13 protein-coding genes are annotated in these 15,188 nt (G+C 68.5%); 6 read left to right on the forward strand and 7 right to left on the reverse strand.

The window, feature by feature from the left end; genetic code table 11:
* Nucleotides 1-49 precede the first annotated feature (49 nt).
* The 5 genes from ABD331_RS03275 (at nt 50) to fabG (ending at nt 7,468) form a co-directional block, all read left to right on the forward strand.
* Nucleotides 50-1,834 (forward strand): fatty acyl-AMP ligase, encoded by a 1,785-nt coding sequence (locus tag ABD331_RS03275; RefSeq protein ID WP_344470697.1) that lies wholly within the window; start codon nt 50-52, stop codon nt 1,832-1,834.
* The gene (locus ABD331_RS03280; protein ID WP_344470698.1) at nt 1,831-3,561 is read left to right on the forward strand and encodes an acyl-CoA dehydrogenase family protein; all 1,731 of its coding nucleotides are present in this window, start codon (nt 1,831-1,833) and stop codon (nt 3,559-3,561) included. Before ABD331_RS03275 ends, ABD331_RS03280 begins: the two co-directional genes overlap by 4 nt.
* Entirely contained in the window at nt 3,558-5,303 is a 1,746-nt protein-coding gene (locus tag ABD331_RS03285) for an acyl-CoA dehydrogenase family protein (protein WP_344470699.1), read from the forward strand. Before ABD331_RS03280 ends, ABD331_RS03285 begins: the two co-directional genes overlap by 4 nt.
* A 169-nt stretch (nt 5,304-5,472) precedes the next feature.
* Nucleotides 5,473-6,750, forward strand: a complete 1,278-nt coding sequence (locus ABD331_RS03290; protein ID WP_344470700.1) for a cytochrome P450 — start codon at nt 5,473-5,475, stop codon at nt 6,748-6,750.
* A 13-nt stretch (nt 6,751-6,763) separates the two neighbouring features.
* On the forward strand, nt 6,764-7,468 hold the full coding sequence (fabG, locus tag ABD331_RS03295; RefSeq protein WP_344470701.1) for a 3-oxoacyl-ACP reductase FabG: 705 nt from the start codon (nt 6,764-6,766) through the stop codon (nt 7,466-7,468).
* Between the two features lie 821 nt (nt 7,469-8,289).
* On the opposite strand, the gene ABD331_RS03300 is transcribed toward fabG, so the two are convergent.
* From ABD331_RS03300 to ABD331_RS03310, 3 genes are all read right to left on the reverse strand, one after another.
* Complete coding sequence (locus ABD331_RS03300; RefSeq protein ID WP_344470702.1) at nt 8,290-9,108, reverse strand: ParB/RepB/Spo0J family partition protein; 819 nt, start codon at nt 9,106-9,108, stop codon at nt 8,290-8,292.
* 293 nt (nt 9,109-9,401) lie between these two features.
* Nucleotides 9,402-9,620 (reverse strand): transposase, encoded by a 219-nt coding sequence (locus ABD331_RS60880; RefSeq protein ID WP_425565922.1) that lies wholly within the window; start codon nt 9,618-9,620, stop codon nt 9,402-9,404.
* Between the two features lie 1,055 nt (nt 9,621-10,675).
* Entirely contained in the window at nt 10,676-10,858 is a 183-nt protein-coding gene (locus tag ABD331_RS03310) for a hypothetical protein (protein WP_344470703.1), read from the reverse strand.
* 741 nt (nt 10,859-11,599) lie between these two features.
* On the opposite strand from ABD331_RS03310, the gene ABD331_RS03315 reads away from it, so the two are divergent.
* Complete coding sequence (locus ABD331_RS03315; RefSeq protein ID WP_344470704.1) at nt 11,600-11,722, forward strand: hypothetical protein; 123 nt, start codon at nt 11,600-11,602, stop codon at nt 11,720-11,722.
* Nucleotides 11,723-12,247: 525 nt separating this feature from the next.
* Here the strand turns inward: ABD331_RS03315 and ABD331_RS03320 are convergent.
* The 4 genes from ABD331_RS03320 to ABD331_RS03335 all read right to left on the reverse strand — a co-directional run bounded on the left by ABD331_RS03320 (nt 12,248) and on the right by ABD331_RS03335 (nt 15,127).
* Nucleotides 12,248-13,684, reverse strand: coding sequence for a serine hydrolase domain-containing protein (locus ABD331_RS03320; RefSeq protein WP_344470705.1), 1,437 nt, complete (start codon nt 13,682-13,684; stop codon nt 12,248-12,250).
* A gap of 96 nt (nt 13,685-13,780) precedes the next feature.
* Nucleotides 13,781-13,936, reverse strand: a complete 156-nt coding sequence (locus tag ABD331_RS03325; protein WP_344470706.1) for a hypothetical protein — start codon at nt 13,934-13,936, stop codon at nt 13,781-13,783.
* Nucleotides 13,937-13,966: 30 nt separating this feature from the next.
* The gene (locus ABD331_RS03330; RefSeq protein WP_344470707.1) at nt 13,967-14,140 is read right to left on the reverse strand and encodes a hypothetical protein; all 174 of its coding nucleotides are present in this window, start codon (nt 14,138-14,140) and stop codon (nt 13,967-13,969) included.
* 258 nt (nt 14,141-14,398) lie between these two features.
* Nucleotides 14,399-15,127 carry a 3-keto-5-aminohexanoate cleavage protein gene (locus ABD331_RS03335; RefSeq protein ID WP_344470708.1) on the reverse strand — a complete coding sequence of 243 codons (729 nt, stop codon included), beginning with the start codon at nt 15,125-15,127 and terminating at the stop codon, nt 14,399-14,401.
* Nucleotides 15,128-15,188 lie beyond the last annotated feature (61 nt).

Consider the following 15,188-nt stretch of genomic DNA (forward strand, 5'->3'; position numbering starts at 1 on the left):
TTGCGTTTTCGCATCAAATCAACTCGCCTGACTTCAATGAGGAAATCGGATGCCGATGACATCTCGATCCAGTACGGCCCGCTGCTTCACCAAGGTAATTCAAGAACAAGTGGCTGATTACCCCAGTTCTCCGGCTGTTGAGTATGTCTCTTATAGTGGAACTCCGGCTGACATTGTTTCCCTCTCGTACCGTGAGCTGGACCTGGCGGCTCGGCAGGTGGCAGCCGCGCTCATGCGGGTGTGCGCGCCGGGAGATCGCGCCCTGCTGCTTTTCCCCGAAGGGCTCGACTTCGCCACGGCATTCCTGGGCTGCCTGTACGCGGGCGTGATCGCGGTGCCCTCGCCGCTGCCCGGCAGGTACGCCCACCAGCAACGGCGGGTCGCGGCGATCACTCTCGACGCCAGACCAGGCGCCATCCTCACCACCGCCGCGACCCGGGACGAGGTGCGGACCTTCGCGAGCTCCTACGGCCAGGGCCAGGTCCCGCTGCTGGTTCTCCCGCTGGCTGATGAGGCGCCTGCCGATGCACTGCGCCCGCGCCGCGCGGACTCGCTCGCCCTGCTCCAGTACACCTCGGGCTCAACAGGCCGCCCCAAGGGCGTGATGCTGACCAACGGCAACCTCATCGCGAACGTGGCGAACCTGGTGGCCACGTTCGGCCTGACCGCACAGACCAGGCTGGGCGGCTGGGTCCCGCATTACCACGACATGGGGCTGATGGCCCTGATCCTCCCGGCCTGGTATACGGGCAGTTCGGCCACCATGATGAGCCCGGCGGCGTTCCTGCGCCGCCCGGTGCGCTGGCTGGAAATGGTGGACAACCGTAACCTCACCTGGTCCGCCGGCCCCAATTTCGCGTATGACCAGTGCACCCGGACGGTGACCGATGAGCAGATCGCCGGCCTCGACCTGGGGAATTGGCGGTACGCCTCCAACGGTTCCGAGCCGGTGCGGGCCAGCATTCTGGATGCCTTCGCGCAGCGCTTCGCCCCGGCCGGGTTCCGGAGAGAAGCGCTCAATCCCTGCTACGGCCTCGCGGAGGCCACCGTATTCGTCTCGGGGACCGGCTGCCGCGCCCCGGTGATACTGCGCGCCGACGAGGCGTCACTGGCTGCTGGAATACTCCGCGCGGCCGATGCCGCCGAGGAGCAGACCGCCACCCGCGACCTGGTGAGCAACGGAACGGTTCGCGGGCTGGAGATCCTCGTCGTCGATCCGGACTCCGGCGCGATATGCGGTGATGGCCAGATCGGGGAACTGTGGCTGCGCGGCACCAGCGTCGGCGCCGGCTACTGGCGAAACCCCGGCGAGACCGAACGGGTCTTCAACGCCACGACGGCGGATGGCCGCTCGGGTTACCTGCGCACCGGCGACCTCGGCGCCATCCGCCAGGGCGAGCTGTTCGTCACCGGGCGGATCAAGGAGCTGATCATCGTACGGGGCCGCAACATCTACCCCCAGGACATCGAGCACATCATCCGCGAGGAGATCCCCGACCTGCGCGGCCTCTTCGGCGCGGCTTTCAGCGTGACCGGCGCCGACGGCGACGAGCTGCTGGCGGTGATCCACGAGATCAGGCCGAGCACGAAAGCGGACCGCCTGGCGGGCATCGGGGCCGAGATCAGGCAGGCAGTGGCACGGGAGACCGGGGCGACAATCATGGGGCTGGCGCTCGTCCGGCGCGGGACGGTGCGGCGGACCACCAGCGGGAAAATACAGCGCCTGGCCATGCGTGATCTGTTCCAGGCCGGGGAGATCGCCGCGCTCTGGTCATCGGTGCACCCGTCAATGCCGGCCCAGCCGCTCCAAGCCCCGCCGGAGCGTGCCTGGTGACCTGGCATGTCAGCGCGGCGCTGGATCAGACTGAGCTGGCTCAGGCCGAGGAGGCGATAAGCGCCGCGACCGGTCCTGGCGGGCCGCTGTCACTCGATGTCCTGCTCGCCCTCGATGACCGGCAGGAGTTCCCGGCGGACGCCACGGCATTCCTGGACGCCATCGGGGCCGCGGAGTTCTACGCTGACCACCCGGACGGCGATGTGCTGCGGCGGCTGCCCGCACTGACAGCGCTGATCAGGCTGCTGGCCCGCCAAGATCTCACACTCGCCGTGGCGCACGCCAAGACCTACCTGGGTGCGGCCTGCGTCTGGGTGGCCGGTGACGACGCGCAGCGCAGGCGGCTCGCGACCCAGGTACGTGACGGCGCCATCGTCTCCTGGGGGCTCACCGAGCGCGGGCACGGTGGCGACCTGCTCGCCGGCCAGGTACACGCCGAGCCGTCCGGGGATGGATGGTCCTTGACCGGGGAGAAATGGCTCATCAACAACGCCACCCGCGCCCAGCTCATCTGCGTCCTGGCCAGGACCAGCCGCGAGGGCGGCCCGCGCGGCTTCAGCCTGCTCCTGTTCGACAAGCGGCACGCTGAGCCGGGCACCTGGTACGCGCTGCCCAAGGTGCCCACCCACGGTGTCCGGGGAGCGGACATCAGCGGGATCGGGTTCACCGGGGCGCACCTGCGCTCCAGCGCCCTGATCGGCCGGCCGGGCACCGGCCTGGAAACGACCCTGAAGACACTGCAGCTCACCAGGGTCGCGGCCTGCGGGCTGTCGCTCGGGGCACTGGAGCACGCGCTGGTGCTCGGTGCCGATTTCGCGCAGCACCGGACCCTGTACGGCAAGCGGCTGGCCGAGGTGCCGAATATCCGGCAGACGCTGGGACGGTGCCTGGCGACGCTGCATGTCGCGGAGGCGGTCACCTTCGCCGCCGCAAGGCTCGCTGCCACCGCGACCAGCGAGATGGCCGTGGCCAGCGCGGTCGCCAAGGCTCTCGTACCCGAGCTGTGCCAAGAAGCGATATCCGCGATCGGCGAACTGCTCGGGCTGCGCGGCTTCCTGACCGCCGATGAGCCATACCGGGCCTTCCAGAAACTGGACCGGGATCACCGCATCGTCCCCATCTTCGACGGAAGCACCGCGGTCTGCCGCTCCCTGCTCGTCGAGCACTTTCCGCTGCTGGCCCGCGGCGCTCCCACCGCGACCTGGGACAACGATCTCCTGGCGGTTCCGGCGCGGTCCGCGCACGTGTCCCTGCTGAGTTTGCTGTCCCGCCGGTGTTCGCTGACGGACCAGCTCGGCCCACTCAGCGAGCAGATGACGATTGAGGCCCAGGCAGGCCGCCTGCCGGACCGGGTACCGGCGCTGGCCGCCGCTGCCTCGGCGGCCCTTGACGCGACCCGCGCCCGGATGGCCGGCCTCTCCTGGAGGCCGCACCAGGTACCGCAGGAAGCCTTCGATGTCGCCCGCGACTTCGAGCTGTGCTTCGCCGCATCAGCCAGCTGCCATCTGTGGGCGCACTGGCGGGACCACGGCCCCGCCAGTGCGCCGCCACTGTCAGGCCAATGGCTGGGCAGCGCACTCGCGGTGATCGAGGAGAAACTTCCGGAGCAGCACCGCACCGAGCTCACCCACGGCGCTGCCTTCGACTCACTGGCCCAGATTCTGCTGGACGCCCGCGATGACGACCGGATGCCATCGCTGTCCCGCTCCGGGGTGACAGCGATATGAACCTGGCTGACGGCCCAGCGCGGCTCGCCCGCCTGGAGCACGAGTTCGGGGATCCCTTCGAACCCGGCAATCCTCTCGGGTTCGCCCCGGTTCTCGCCGCGGATGAGGCCGGGACCCCCTTCGGCCCCGGGGAGGACACGCTCGCGGAGTTCGGACTCAACGCGGAGTTCGTGCCGTCGCGGCTCGGTGGGCGGCTGGACCGGCTCGATGACCTGGTCCAGATCATGCGGGCGATCTACCGCCGTGACCCCTGCCTGGGGCTGGGATACGGCGTCAGCTCGTTCATCGCCGGCGTCAACATCTGGGCGGCGGGCACCCCGGAGCAGCAGCAATCCGCCGCTGACCTGCTGCGTTCCGGGCAGCGGATCGCCGTCGCCTACCACGAGCTGGCCCACGGCAACGATATGGCGGGTACCGAGTGCCGGGCTGACTGCCAGGCCGGGCGAATCACGCTCAACGGGCGCAAGGAAGTCGTCACCAACCTCCAGCGCAGCGAGGCGTTCGTGCTCTTTGCCCGCACCTCCGCCCAGCCTGGTCCCCGGAGCCACTCCCCGCTGCTGATCAGCAAGGCGTCGCTGGACCCCCGGCGGTTCCGTTACCTGCCCCGGTTCGCGACGATGGGGATGCGCGGGGTGCAACTCGGCGGCATCGAGTTCCGCGATTGCCCGGCGCCGGAGTCAGCGCTGCTCGGGCAGCTGGGCCATGGAATGGAGATCGCGCTCCGCTCCTTCCAGATCACCAGGACGACCCTGGTGTCGATGTTCTGCGGGATACTGGACACGGGGCTTCGCACCGTCATCCGGCACACGACCAGGCGTCGGTTGTACGGCGGCCCGGTCATCGCCATGCCGCATGTGCGGTCGGTGATCGCCGGCGCATACGCCGACCTGCTGGCAGCCGACTGCCTCGCGTCCGTGGCCACTCGCGCACTGCACCTGCTGCCGGCACAAACCCCTGTATACGCCCAGGCGGTCAAGTTCTTCACGTCCAAGATCCTCATCGACGCGATGAACGACCTGTCGCACGTCCTCGGCGCGCACTTCTACGTCCGCGACGGTGAGGCGGCCATCTTCGCCAAGCTGTTGCGCGACATCCAGCCCGCCGGCTTCGGGCATGCCGCCCGGGCCGCTTGCCAGGTGTCGCTGCTGTCCCAGCTCCCGCCGCTGGCCCGGCGCGGGTGGGCGGAGCCCGCCGTCGTTCCCGGCGAACTGTTCGCCATCCGCCCCGCCCTGCCGGAGCTGAGCCTGGCCGGCCTCGCCATCAGCGCCGCTGGCCGGGAAGTATTGTCCGGTGCGCTCGCCGCCGGGCTCGCGGCCTCCCCAGCCGGTGCCCTGGACGAGGACGTCGCCCAGCACGCCGGGTACTTCGCAGCCGAGCACCGCCTGCTGACCGCGCAGTGCCGGGACCTCGGCATCGACTCGCTGGGCATCATGGCGGACCCCCGGTCCTATGACCTGGTCACCAGGTATGTCAGGGTCCTGGTGGCAAGTGCCTGCTTCGAGACCTGGCGGCGCGCCAGCAGCACCGGCAGCACTGGTGGCATCGGCGACGGAGCCGGCGACCCGGCGGCGTTCATCGCGGACCAGCGCTGGCTCGCGGCGGTGCTGCATCGACTGCGGGCCGCTGCGCGGAACCGGCCCGCGAGCCTGCCGTCAGAACTGGCCGACTTCCTGGTCCACGAGGCGGCCGGCCGGCTGGACCGGCGGCAAGGGCTGGGCCTGGAGGCTCCGATCTGTCTGTGAATCTTCCTGACGATGCGGCTTGCTGAAGACGGCTCCCGTGAGGTCCCAAGGCCGCGGGGACAAAATCTCGGGGTGGTGGGTGTGACTGATTTTGAGGTTTATCGGCGCGCGGCGGTGGCGGACCCTGAGGGTTGGCCAGACAATGAAATGAAGGTTATTGTTAAATGGCATGATCCGCGATATCAAAGACTCTTCGTGGGGCCCTATGAATAATTTCATACCGCGCTGTCCATTTGTCTCGGATGCCACCGATCTCACGGCGCTCGTCGACTCCGCCTTTCACGGCGAGGGCGTGCCGCATGGAGTATGGGCGCGGCTGCGCAGGGACAGCCCGGTAGCGAGCCACGCGCTGCCGGACGGGCGGACGTTCTGGTCGGTCGCGTCGTACCGTGACGTTGACGCGGTACTCCGGGACACCCTGACGTTCACCTCGCAACGCGGGACCCTGCTGGACCAGCTCGGCACCGACGACCCGGCGGCCGGCATCCAGCTCGTGGCGACCGACCCGCCGCGCCACGCCACGCTTCGGATGCCGCTGCAGCGATCACTCGCGGCCAAGCGGATAGCCGCGATGCGCGGACGGCTCCGCGTGGTCACCCGCGAACTGCTTGCTCCGCTGGCCGATGGCGGACCCTATGATCTCGCTGACCACATGCGTCGCCTCAGCATGGCGGTCATGGGCATCCTGATGGATCTTCCGCCCGGCGACTGGCCCCGTCTGGCGGCGCTCAGTTTCGCCGCCATCGCGCCCGAGGACCCGATCTTCGGCCAGCCGGGCTCGGCGGAGTCCGCGCTGCGGGCAGCACACCGCGAGCTGTTCGCCTATTTCCGCGACATCGCCCGCCGGCGGCGTGACCGTCCGGGTGATGACCTGGTCAGCCTACTGACCCGGACCAGGTGGGATGACCGCCCGCTGAACCAGGGCGAGGTGGTGGCCAACTGCTACAGCCTGCTGGTCGGTGGGGCCGTGACCACGTCCCAGGTCCCGGCCACCACGCTGGCGGACTTCATGGGAACCGCGACACTGGCCCAGTGGGCCGCTGCCCCGCACCTGCTGGCGGGCGGGGTGGAGGAGGCGCTGCGCTGGGCCACCCCGACGATGAACCTGCTGCGGTACGCCGTAACGGACACCGTTCTGGGGGGATACCGGATTCGAGCCGGCGACGCGGTCGTCACCTGGCTGGCCTCGGCCAACCGCGACGCGGACGTCTTCCCGGACCCGTTCACCTTCGATATCCGGCGGCAGCCGAACAAGCACCTGACGTTCGGAATCGGAGCGCATTATTGCGTGGGCAATTCCATTGTCCGGGCAACCCTCGGCCTGGTCTTCGCTGAATTGTTCAGCCATTTCACCGACCTGGCTCCGGCCGGGCCCGGCACGAGGCTGCGTTCCAACACGATATCCGGGTGGGTGACCCTGCCGATGACAGCTCAAACCCGATCATGAGGAGGACCGCGTCGTGGGGCGATCTGTGCTGGTAACAGGGGGCAACCGGGGGATCGGGCTGGCAATCGCCCGGCGGATGGCCGCCGGAGGGGACAGCGTCACGGTCACCTCGCGTACCGGTGAGCCGGTCGAGGGAGTGGCGGTGGTGCGGTGCGACGTGCGGGACGCTGCCTCGGTGGATGCCGCGTTCACCGAGGTGGAGCAGGATCAGGGACCGGTCGAGGTGCTGGTCGCCAACGCGGGCATCACGTCGGACCAGATGCTCGCCCTGATGAAGGAGGAAACGTTCACCGACGTGGTGGACACCAACCTGACCGGCTCCTACCGGGTCGCGAAGCGTGCGGTGCGCCCCATGATGAAGATGCAACGGGGAAGGATGATCTTCATCTCCTCCATCACAGGGCTACATGGGTGGCCGGGCCAGGCCAACTACGCCGCCTCAAAGGCGGGGCTGGTCGGGCTCGCCAGGTCGCTGGTGCGTGAGCTCGGCTCGCGGGGGATCACCGCGAACGTGGTGGCGCCGGGGCTGATCGCCACCGACATGTCCGCGGTGCTCCCCGCAGCACGTAAGGCGGCGATTCTCGGTATGGTGCCGCTGGGCAGGGAAGCGGACCCGGACGAGGTCGCCGGCCTGGTGGCGTTCCTCGCCGGGCCGGACGCAGGCTACATCACCGGCGCCGTGATCGCGGTCGACGGCGGCCTTGGGATGGGGCACTGACCTCGATGGGTGCGGTTCCTTTCCACGACTGCTCGGCCGCCTTCGAGCAGTCCTGTCAGCGGCTCGGGATGGCCCGCTTCACGAGGCTCGGCCGGCACCAGCGCCGACGGGCTTGTCCAGCGTCAGCGTGTGGTGCTGGCCGCCGCTGAGGCGGATCCGGGGCGATGTACTGGCCGGCCTTGTCCGGTGTGATGTCGGTGATGAGCAAGCGGGCGATGCGTCCGCGTTCCCGCATCGGGGTGGCAAGGGCGTGCGGCGAGCGCGGTCAGGCGCGCCCGGGTGGCCTGCGCGAGCGGTGCGAGGCTGCTGGTGGCCGCCTCGTACTCGGCCTGGGCGGTGCGTACGTCGCGCATGGCGCCGTTCCGGTCGGCTTCCAGGTGTCGGCGACCAGTCGGTTGTCGGAGTCGACGGCCAGGTAGCGGCGGCGGGCCAGGTCGGCGCGCTGTTCGGCGCGTCGGACGTGAGCCGCGCAGGCGGTCGGCGTCACGTTTGCACGCGACGATCTGGTCGGTGACGGCCAGGGCGGTCTCCACCGCGGACGTCTCCCTGCCGGCGCGTAGCACGCTAAAATCCATACCGATGAGCCGAACTCGCCCCGGAGCGGTCCTGATCGGTGTCGATCACGGTGGTCTGCGCGTCCGTCCAGCCCGGTGTGACCGCTCGTCCGCGTAGGTCATACCGATCATCGCCACCTGAACGATCAAGAGAACTGCTGCTCAGAGGACGTCATGCAATAATGACGCCCTACCCGATGGCATTGGACCTTGCCGGATCAGGCCCAGTCATCGATGCCATTGGCTCCGACCATATTGGTGGCCAGGCTAGCGACCTTGGGCCATCGCGTCACATATCAGACGGGCGGCGACGGCGTCCTGGGTCAGGTTCATTTCCTTCGCTCGCGATTGAAGAGCCCGGTGCACGGCTTCCGGCAGTGTCACCAGAATCTGTCGGTCCCGCTCATTCTCGTTCCAGAAGTTCTCCAGGATACCCCGGATAGGCTTTTCCGGATTCGCGCGCTTCTCCTGGAGAATCTGCCGCCGTTCGGCCCCGGTCATCGTCTCCAGCGCCTCGGCCAAGTCTAGCGCTTCTGCTGATCTCGCGGACCCGCCCAGGCTCTCGACAGCATCCTGCGCCTTCAGCGCGATATTGAGGCTGACCTCACCGGAATCAACCTTGGACTGAAGCTCAGGGGTCAGGCGGTCATACTTGAGGTGCTTCAAGACCTGCGCATACGGGATACCGGTCTCCTTCGCCACGGCGCGGGCGCTTCCGTACCTCTTGTATAACCAGGAGCAGGCGTCGATGATGTCTTTCGCGTCCAGGTCCCGCCGGATAATGTTCTCCGTCAGTGAGATGGCCTTGGCGTTCTCCCCATCGACCGGCTCGTCGACAATGGCGGCCATGATCTTCTCCCGGCCCAGCCTCTGGTGGGCGAGAACCCGGCGTTGCCCCGCTAGGACTTCAAAGGCCCCGCCCCCGTTATCGGACGAGCAGACCAGGATGGGTTCCAGGAGGCCGTGGATACGGATACTGGTGGCGAGCTCGTCGATATCGGCCTCTATCTTGCGAACTCTCGCTTGCCCTTCACTCATCACCAGTGAAGCGATCTCGATCTCTCGTACCTCAAGAATTTTAGCCACCAGTGCTCTCTCCTTCTCTTCATTCTTGACTGCGTGGACAGCTTGTCACCTGTAGTGTTCAACTATCACTCTGAGCAATGAAGAGTCTTCTTTGTCTATTACCGAATCCTTTCCGAGTATGCGATTTCGAGTTCGTTGAGGGCTTCGCGCCGGCCTTGATGCACGGGCCCTCGATGAGGCGGGCGGGCTGATCGCCGCGTTCGCCTTCTTTGGTCCGGCTGGCCGCCCCAAAATCGCCCGGCCCGTCGACGGCGGCGATGACCATGTCGCGCACGCCGCCGTTTCCAGGTCGGTCATGACGCTTGTCCACAAGCGGACGGACTCACCCATGGCGGCGTCGAGCGGGGTTTTGGCCAGCCGGATGCCCTGCACGTGCTTGTCGCCGCCGACGTAGGCGGGGTTGGCGGCCACGGGTTGTTGTCGCGGACCTTGACCACGATCGCGCCGAAGAACACCGCCGGGTAGCAGGGGTCCAAGAGCCGGGACTGCCAGGCCCGCGCCTCGGGCAGCACCGGGTCGGCACCGCCGGCCGCATCGGACCCACCCCGGCCTGCACCGTCTTGCCGATCTTCCCGTTGCGGGCGTTCCCGGCCGCGACGCTCACGCCCTGCTCATGCCGCTCGAACCCCAGATGCGCCGACGTCTCGGCCTCCAACGCCCGCATCGGCGCCGCCTGGACGACCTCACCGAGCAAAGACGCCTGCCTGGTCAGCCGCAGCCCGCCCTCGCCAGCGCGCGAACCGGCCGGCAGCAGGTAGGCCCAGCGCAGCGCTATTCCTCGCGTTTTGAACATGATGTGCATTCCCCGATGTCATGCAGTGATCTTTATTTCCGTCATCCACCTGTGAGGTGATCATTTCCACATTTGAAGCCCCGTGGGGGGTGCGGCTCTTGGTAGGGGTGCTTCTTACTGGAGGTCATTGATGGTGGGGCACTCGCGTTCATGCTGCTTCCGCTGTGGCGAGTGGATGGCCAAGGAACAGAGGGCAAGGACGATTTGGGCTCCCTCCGCGGTCCAGCGGGCGCCGACGATGTCGAGCCGGTCGTCGATGACCTGGCAGCAGGCGCCTTCCATCAGGCCGGTGGCGATCGGCCAGCCGGCTTCCAGAGTGGTGGGATGGTCCAGGGAGGTCAGGTGTTAGTCAGTAGGTGACGCACGCGTCGATCTTGTCGCGGTCGAAGGTCTTGGCGTGAGCGTGGAGATGACGCCTTGGGCCTGGCCGTTGCCCCAGGCATGAGCGGTGGCTATGAAGTCCAAGATGACAGAGACCTCCAGGTGCCGGGCCTGCCGCTGGGCGATGGCGGTCAGCTGAGTCTTGTTGCCGTCGACCAGGAAGATGCGCGGGCGGTGGTGGCCGGGGTCGCCGCGGTCGGCTTCCTCGAACGCTGCTGCAATCGTGGTGGGGGTGTCGTCGCCGATGCCGGCGGTGGGTGCATGGCGAGGGTGTCAGGTAGGCGACCGTGACGATCTCGGCGAAGAGGTTGGTTCCGGAGTGGGTGGCGTCGGTGCGGCCGACGTTCTCGCGGAGTTCGGACGGCATCAGGATGCCCTTGCCGTCGGCTTGCGTCATGAGCACGTCGCTGTCGGGCCGTTGGCCGTCGACGGCGCGACAGCTGTGGTAGGCGCGGATGTGCGCGCCTGGGCTTCGGTGATCCCGGCCAGTTGGCCGTTGCCCACCATGACGCCGGTGACCTGCTCGATGGTGGCCTCGGCGGCCGGCCGAGGCGTGGTGGCGACCTGCCGGGCCATCAGGCCACGCAGGCCATGGAGTTGCGGTCAGGCAGTAGCCGCAGCCGGGGATCGGCCGGTCACTGAAGCTGGGCTCACGTGCCTTGCGGTAGGCCAGGCGTTCCCCAGTGACCTGCCCGAACACCGTGGTCAGGGTGCGCTCGTGTCCGGCGCCGATGGTGCCGTGACGGCGCCCGTCACTGCTGGTCACATCGACAGCCCGCGCCTCGCGCAGCGTGTCCAGCTCCAGGCTGTCTTGCGGCAGGCTGCGCACCAGTTCCCGGCCGGCGGGTCTGTAGATGCGCTCCCCGCGCGGCATGGTCATCGCCTCCGGCGTCCTGGGCGGCCCAGTTCAGCGTCGCCTCCATCCGGCCGATGGTGCCTGACGGGACCGCCGGCAGCTCCTCGGTCACCGGGCTCCTGGCACCGTCCGAACCGCTGCACAGGTACTTGCGCGTACGCCGTCCACGACAAGCGGCCGTATGTGCGGCTCACATGTCGTAACCTGCGCATACCACACTCCGTAGCGTCCATGTTGCGCGGAAAACTATGACACTCCGAAAATCCTGAACATCGATTCGCCCGAAGGTCCGTAACTTCGCAAGAATGAAGCACCGCAGCCGCTGCCAACGCCGACCGCCATGATCACGAGCCCGAATGTCCACCTTCAGGAAGGCTGTACTCCTAGCGGTTCCCTCTATTATTCGAACATGAGCGGCATGTCACGGCAACCGCTTTCCTGCGTCCGAAGATATGTGATCTATGTCACATGTTGTCAGCTGCTGCACGCCACACGCCGTTCCCGCCGAGCTGGTCGTGCACGACGATCAGACGCTGCGGACATTCGCCCCGGACATCGTGTCCTACCTGCACACCACGGGATAGTACGCGGTCGGCCTGCGCATGGCGGAGGCGGTCGCCGCCGGCTGGGAGGCAGACGACGACCGAAACAGGCCACTCCTGGCGATTCGTGAACAGGCCGCGTTCCCGGGGTGCTGGGACGGTATCAGGAAGCCGCGGAGATGACCGAGGCCGTTTGAGCCAATACGCCGCCGGTGGATGGGTCCATGATGATCGACGGGACGGTGACCTGCTCGATCGCGGCGGCAGCGGCGTTGAGCGCCTCGACCTCGAAGCAGGGGGCAGGCGCGGGCCAGGACCTACACCGGGCCTGCCGGTGGGCGGCGGCGCAGTGCATGTGGATGGCACTGGCCTTCCGCGCGTCAGTATGCGCTCTCCTGTCGTGTTCGCCGATGCTCCGGCAGCGTCGATCGAGTAGCTGCAGGCGGAGTTACGAGGGCGCAGGCGACGCGGTCGGTGTATGCGGCCCATCAATGTCGACTCACGTCTCGCATGAACGTCGTAATTGTTCAGGGTCTTCTGTGTGCCCCCGGAGCGGCACAAATGCACCTACAACCCGCCGAGGATCTCCGTGACGAAGTGGAACAGGCCGGGCGTGTACGAGTTGCAGAGTGCGGCGACTCCGGTGCGACGGCCGGGGAGCCACCACAACTCGGCGCGGTAGCCGGGCCAGGCACCGCTGTGGCCGACGGCGAGTTCCCCGCCGATCTCCCGGCTGCGTACGCCAAGTCCTTGGCGGGCTGGGTGGCGGGGAATCTCCACCGCGCCCTGGTTCATCAGCCCGATCGTGTCATCCGTGAGGAATCCGTCCGGGCGACCGGGCAGCAGCCCGATGCACAGGCGGGCCAAGTCCGCGGCGGTGCTCGCCAGGCCGCCGGCGCCGGGCACCAGGACGGCGCTGTCGCGCACAGTGTGCAGGCGGCCACGGTCGACAACATGGCCCATGGCTGCCCCGGCAGGCAGGCGGTCGCCGTGAGAGGAGGCCGTCATGCCGAGCGGCGCGAGGACCTGCTCGTGGTGGTCACGGCCGGACACGTCCGCGATCACCTGGGCGAGGACGGCGTAACCGAGATTGCTGTAGCTCCATCTCCCCGGGTCGGACTCGGCGCGCAGGCCATCGCGGTACCGCTGCGCGAACGGGACGACCGGGCCGTCGTATTGGCGCAGCCCCTGGCCCGGGGCGAGGCCGGCGGTGTGGGTGAGCAGTTGCCGGACCGTGGCAGAGGAGGGCGTGCCGTCGGGCGCGTGCAGCGGCAGGGAGTGCAGGTAGGCGCCGGCGGGCTCGTCCAGGCTCAGCAGCCCCTTCTCGGCCAGCCGGAGCACCGCCGCGGCGGTCACGATCTTGGTCACCGAACAGGCGTGGCTGGGCACGCTGGGCGTCAGCGCGCGGCGCGGGTCCAGCGATGCACAGCCGAAGGAGACCACTTCGGCGATCGCGCCGCCGGTGACGGTGGCCAGCGACAGGCCCACGATCGGCTCCCTGGCGAACAGCCTGCCCACCGCTGCTGCCACCGGCGGAGAGGCATGCCCGTCCACCGGGTCTTCGAGCACCAGATCGACTGGATGCTCTCTCACCGACTGCCATGTCCCGCCGGGGCTCGTGTCGAGAGCCGAGCGCCACAGCTGCGCCCGCAGCATTTTTGGGCTGGTCCCGAACTTCCGCAGAATCCTGGACCAGCGATCGGGGGCCAGGTCGAGAGCGGCGTCCACCAAGTGCTCGGTGCCGACGAACTCGTGGTCGGCGCGGTGGGCCGCCGCGGTTGCGCGGGCGCGCCAGCCGTCGCGGCCGATCGGCTCTACGTGCCCGTCCACCTCCTCCGCCGTTCTCCGGACGAACGTGTCCACGTCGATGTCCAGCGCCTGGAACGCTTGCGCGGCCACACCGGCGGGCACCCGCAGCACGGCGGCGAGCACCGCGCTCGCGCCACCGGCCAGGTCGGTTTCGTCGAGCGCTGCCGCCAGGCGCGGCCGGAGGACTTGCGTCATGTGCAGCATGTTGCAACGAACGCGTAGCTCTCGGCGCAGCGGGGCCGCCTCGTGCCGCCGGTGGCGTCACGCGTACGGAAAGGTGCCGCTCGCGCGTCACGAGCGCGCCGAGTCATTCAGCGCCGCCTTGATCTCCTTGGCCAGCTGCGGCTTGGCCTGCGCGGGCTTGAGGTCGGGCCGGAAGACGACCTTGCCGCCCTCGGGCATGTCGCCCTTGAACGCCTTCCTGGCGACGTCCGGAACAGAACTCACGGCAGCGAAGGCCAGATCAAGGGGAAGGGCTCAGCAGGGGATGTTCTCGCGAGACGCCTCAGGCGACACCACGGTCCTGTCCCTGGTGGCCAGGTAGCGCTCGCCCAGGTAGTGGTAGGTCTGCCGGTCGAAGATCATCTCGGAGCGGATGCCGTTGCCCTCGTCCATGCCGACGGCCAGCCCGGGGCGGCCCGCAACGTCCACCGCGTCGCCGTGTCGGCCACGATCTTCGCGCGACCGGCGGGGGGCGGGACCCTCGGCCGACAGGCTCTGCTCGCGGCTCAGCCAGGGGCTTGCCCACGTCGGCCGCCTCCCAGCGTTCCTCGCCGGCCAGCACCTTGGTGTGGAGCGTCCGTCCCGACTCGTCCTTGGTGTAAAGGCTGCGCTGGGCCGGCAGCTCGGTGAAGTACCGGTCGTACAGGAGGGCGAAGAGCTCGGGATCGTCCAGCGGCCGGTCATCCGTCAGCCGGGGCCGAAGGCCTGGATCATCGCCTGCGCGGCTGCGATCAGAGGGGCGTTGCCCGTGGCGGGAGACCCGTCGGGCAGGTGAAGCACGTCCTCCAAGCCGATGCGGGTGTCCAGCCCGCGAGAGACCGCCTTACGCAGGACGCTCCAAGCCGCGTCCCCCTCCCCGTGCAGAAGAACCGGCAGGCCATCCGCGCCGCCGAGCTCGTCCAGCAGGGAGACGGCGACGTCCGGGGCGGTCCGCGGGTCGGTGTCGGTGATCTCCGCCAGGACCCGCAGCACGTGGCGTCGCTGCGGCCAGGCGAGGAAGCGCCGGGCGGCCGCTGTCCCGGAGTAAATTCCGGCCTCGATGCCGACACCCCGTTCCAGCAGGGCGTTCGCGACGATCGTGGCGCCGTCCTCGTGCCAGTTCACGGAGGCGTGATCGGGCAGCACGCTCCAGGAGCCGACGAGCGCGGCTCGCTGCCGGGCGTCGGGCACGGCCCACGCCCCGGTGGTGACCCCGACGGGGATGCCCGGGACGGCCGCCCGTACGGCGGTGACCGCCGCGGCGACGGGTGCGGGCTGGAGGGTGTCCTCGCCGTCGGGGTTCTTGGGGTGGAGGTGGATGTCCTGAGCCCCGGCCCCGACGGCTTCGCGGGCGGCCTCGGCCAGCTCTTCCGGGGTCATGGGGAGGTACGGGGACTCGCTCCGGTTCCTGGCGCCGTTCAGACAGACCTGCAGCATGTGCTGCATCGTCTCAGCGTTGTCAACGCGGCCTGTCCTCAGGCGCGGGCGAGTTCTAGGC

The sequence above is a fragment of the Nonomuraea monospora genome (assembly GCF_039531895.1).
GTDB classification, from domain to species: Bacteria; Actinomycetota; Actinomycetes; order Streptosporangiales; family Streptosporangiaceae; genus Nonomuraea; species Nonomuraea monospora.

Excerpts from the sequence above, each read along its gene's own strand:
- ABD331_RS03275 (WP_344470697.1), top strand. The coding sequence starts at position 50 with ATGCCGATGACATCTCGATCCAGTACGGCCCGCTGCTTCACCAAGGTA.
- ABD331_RS03285 (WP_344470699.1), top strand. The coding sequence starts at position 3,558 with ATGAACCTGGCTGACGGCCCAGCGCGGCTCGCCCGCCTGGAGCACGAG.
- ABD331_RS03290 (WP_344470700.1), top strand. The coding sequence starts at position 5,473 with ATGATCCGCGATATCAAAGACTCTTCGTGGGGCCCTATGAATAATTTC.
- ABD331_RS03310 (WP_344470703.1), bottom strand. The coding sequence starts at position 10,858 with ATGGCCCGGCAGGTCGCCACCACGCCTCGGCCGGCCGCCGAGGCCACC.
- ABD331_RS03315 (WP_344470704.1), top strand. The coding sequence starts at position 11,600 with ATGTCACATGTTGTCAGCTGCTGCACGCCACACGCCGTTCCCGCCGAG.
- ABD331_RS03320 (WP_344470705.1), bottom strand. The coding sequence starts at position 13,684 with ATGACGCAAGTCCTCCGGCCGCGCCTGGCGGCAGCGCTCGACGAAACC.
- ABD331_RS03335 (WP_344470708.1), bottom strand. The coding sequence starts at position 15,127 with ATGCTGCAGGTCTGTCTGAACGGCGCCAGGAACCGGAGCGAGTCCCCG.